Raw genomic sequence first — 2,621 nt, 5'->3', positions numbered from 1 at the left:
CAAATCGAACCGCTGCCCTTCGCCGTGCAACCGGGCGATGCGCTGGAAATACGCGAAGACTGTGACAAGCAGTTTTCTACCTGTAAATACCATGGCAATTGGTTGGATTTTAAAGGTGAAAACCTAATCCCCATCGGCCAAGCATCCGATACCCCAGGGGCCGGTGTGCCCGGCAGTGCCGGTGGTGGGGCCTCTTTTAATTCCAGCCAGCAGCAACACTAAAGAACTATGCAACCACAAAGAATCGACACACTGACCTTTGCGCGGGGTCTGGTGGCTAAGCGCGTGCGCTGGCGGCACCGGGGCCGCACCGCCTGGGCCGTGGATTGCGTGGGCTTAATCGTGCTCAGCCTGCGCGCCGCCGGCCTGAATATCGAAGATGAAAAACACTACGGCCGCGAACCCTGGAAAGACGGGGTGCGCCAGAAAATGCGTGCGCGCTTTGGCGAACCTATAGAGGAGCAGTTCTGGCAGCCGGGGGATATTGCCGTTTTTAAATCCCCGCAGCGCAGCGATCCCAGCCATGTGGGGTTTTTAGGAGATTACCCCCTGGGTGCCCCGGGTGATTTTAGTTTGATCCATGCCCACGCCGATCAGGATTGCCGCGAGCATGTATTGGATGCGCGCTGGCGTCGCTTGCTGGTGGAGGTGTACTCGCCATGGGCAACCTGATCTTCGGCAAGACCACCATTCAGGGGCGCAAGTTCGACAAGATCCAACTGCAGACCAGCAAGGCGGGGGTGCCGCGCCAAATTATTTTTGGCCGGGTAAAGCCGGTGGTGGGCAATATTATCGCCACCACGCCGCCGAAAATTGTTAAGAAAAAACAAAAGCAAAAAAGCGGTAAGGGCGGCGGTAAAACTGAAGTCGTGAACGAAGAGGTGTATCGCACTTACGCCATTCGCATTTGCGAAGGGCCGATTACCGGTATCTGTAAAGTCTGGCGCAACAACGAATTGGTTTACGACCGCGATAGCAACGACCCTACGCAGATCGACAATAACCAGGCGTTTATGGAATTGGCCGAGTTTTTTCTCGGCGGCTTCCAGCAAATGCCCTCGGCCGTACTGCAGGCCGCGTTTGGTATCAACAACGTGCCCGCCTATCGCGGCACCTGTTATCTGGTCATCGATAACGAAAACCTCACCAGTACCGGCGGGGCGATTCCGCAGTATGCGTTTGAGGTGGAGCGGGCCGAAGGAACTATGGTCACCAGTCGGCCCTATGCGCTGGAGGCTAGCGATATGCTCGACTTGGGGGCATCCACTCAAGAGCTATCACGCCGCCCTATATCAGAGAGTCTGGGGGTAGTGCCATCGGTAAAGGCCATTGCGCTTCATGAGGTTGTAGTGCGCAGTGCTTTGAGCTCAATACCAGAGCCGCTAGAGATTGCTGCCTCTGTGGGGTCCCTCGCATTGATTGAGAGAGTCATTCGCTCGGCATATACCGCAGATGCTGAGGTATTGGCGTTGGCCACCAATGTCTCCTCAATTCAGCTCGCAAGGAGTGTTGGTTACTTAGATTACAGCCCCGAAGCAGAGGCCATTGCTCTCGCCGCCTCAGTCAATGCAATTACGCTAAAGGAAATATAACGATGTCTTTCCCCATCGCTACGGCAAAGCTCGCCGTATCAGGGCGCTATCGCCTGCACGCCAAAAATATCAATACAGGCCGTGAACGCTTGCTAGCAGATTGGTTTCCTAATCTGATTACGGATAATGGACTCAACCTGTTAACCACGGTTTCTGATGATTGGACATACTACTACGGCATTCTCTATACCTGCGCGCTCGGTTCTAGCAATATAACGCCGTCAAATAGTGATACGACACTCAAGTCTTTGGTGGCTTCTGTGAACTCAATTAACGCCACGCAGACCATCAACACCACCGAAAATTATTTATCGATTGTAAAAGGCTGGACCTTTCCCGAGGGGACCGCCGCCGGTAACTTGGCAGAGATCGGCGTCGGCGTAGATGCGACTAATTTATTTAGTCGCGCCTTGATACGGGATGCGGATGGCAATCCGACGACCATCAGTGTGCAGTCAAATGAAATTTTAACCGTAACCTATGAATTACGGATATTGATCCCAACGGGAGATGGTGTCAGCACAGTAAGTGGCTATAACATCACTTTGCGCTCGGCGGGGATAACGAGTACTTATTACTGGAAAGGTCGGCGGTTTGTTGTGCAAAAAGGTAGCCCTAATGATGACGCCTACGTGTCAGCAAACGATATGGGGGATGCCACAACCATGCCCACTTTTGACACTAACAGAAGAGCGACCGCGTTTATCACAGATGCCTATGTCGATAATTCTTTCTCCCGCACCGGGCGGGTTCAATGGGATGTAACTGCGGGCAATATCACAATAAAAACGATTGTCTTTCGATTTGGCTGTGGCCAATTCCAGTTCTCTGTTGATCCGCCAATCGTGAAAACCAACGAGCACGAGCTGACGGTGGATGTCAGTTTAAGCTGGGGTAGAGAAGGGGAACTCTAATGCTGCCGCAATCAGCTCTATCTCTAGAGCCGATGTCCGCACCTTTTATCGGCGGTGCCGCCCTGCCGGTGCGCGCGATTACCGACTACGAGCGCGGCGGTATTGCCCTGCAAGA

The 2,621-nt window shown here is 53.5% G+C and carries 4 protein-coding genes; all 4 read left to right on the top strand.

What is annotated here, in order from left to right; translation table 11 throughout:
• On the top strand, positions 1-222 hold a 222-nt coding region (locus Q1A69_RS19815; protein WP_299589563.1), incomplete at its 5' end, for a phage BR0599 family protein.
• 6 nt (positions 223-228) lie between these two features.
• Entirely contained in the window at positions 229-672 is a 444-nt protein-coding gene (locus Q1A69_RS19810; protein WP_299589560.1) for an NlpC/P60 family protein, read from the top strand.
• Positions 660-1,592 (top strand): hypothetical protein, encoded by a 933-nt coding sequence (locus tag Q1A69_RS19805; protein WP_299589557.1) that lies wholly within the window; start codon positions 660-662, stop codon positions 1,590-1,592. The genes Q1A69_RS19810 and Q1A69_RS19805 overlap by 13 nt, the downstream gene beginning before the upstream one ends.
• A gap of 2 nt (positions 1,593-1,594) precedes the next feature.
• Positions 1,595-2,506: a hypothetical protein gene (locus tag Q1A69_RS19800; protein ID WP_299589554.1), complete on the top strand. Its 912-nt coding sequence runs from the start codon at positions 1,595-1,597 to the stop codon at positions 2,504-2,506.
• The last annotated feature ends 115 nt before the right edge of the window (positions 2,507-2,621 follow it).

Source organism: uncultured Microbulbifer sp. (genome assembly GCF_947498635.1).
GTDB classification, from domain to species: Bacteria; Pseudomonadota; Gammaproteobacteria; order Pseudomonadales; family Cellvibrionaceae; genus Microbulbifer; species Microbulbifer echini.
Note: the sequence above shows the minus strand (reverse complement) of the source record. Positions and strands in the feature narration are given on the sequence as shown.

What these genes read in the sequence shown, in the direction of transcription:
- Q1A69_RS19805 (WP_299589557.1), top strand. Translation starts at nt 660, where the DNA reads ATGGGCAACCTGATCTTCGGCAAGACCACCATTCAGGGGCGCAAGTTC.
- Q1A69_RS19810 (WP_299589560.1), top strand. Translation starts at nt 229, where the DNA reads ATGCAACCACAAAGAATCGACACACTGACCTTTGCGCGGGGTCTGGTG.
- Q1A69_RS19800 (WP_299589554.1), top strand. Translation starts at nt 1,595, where the DNA reads ATGTCTTTCCCCATCGCTACGGCAAAGCTCGCCGTATCAGGGCGCTAT.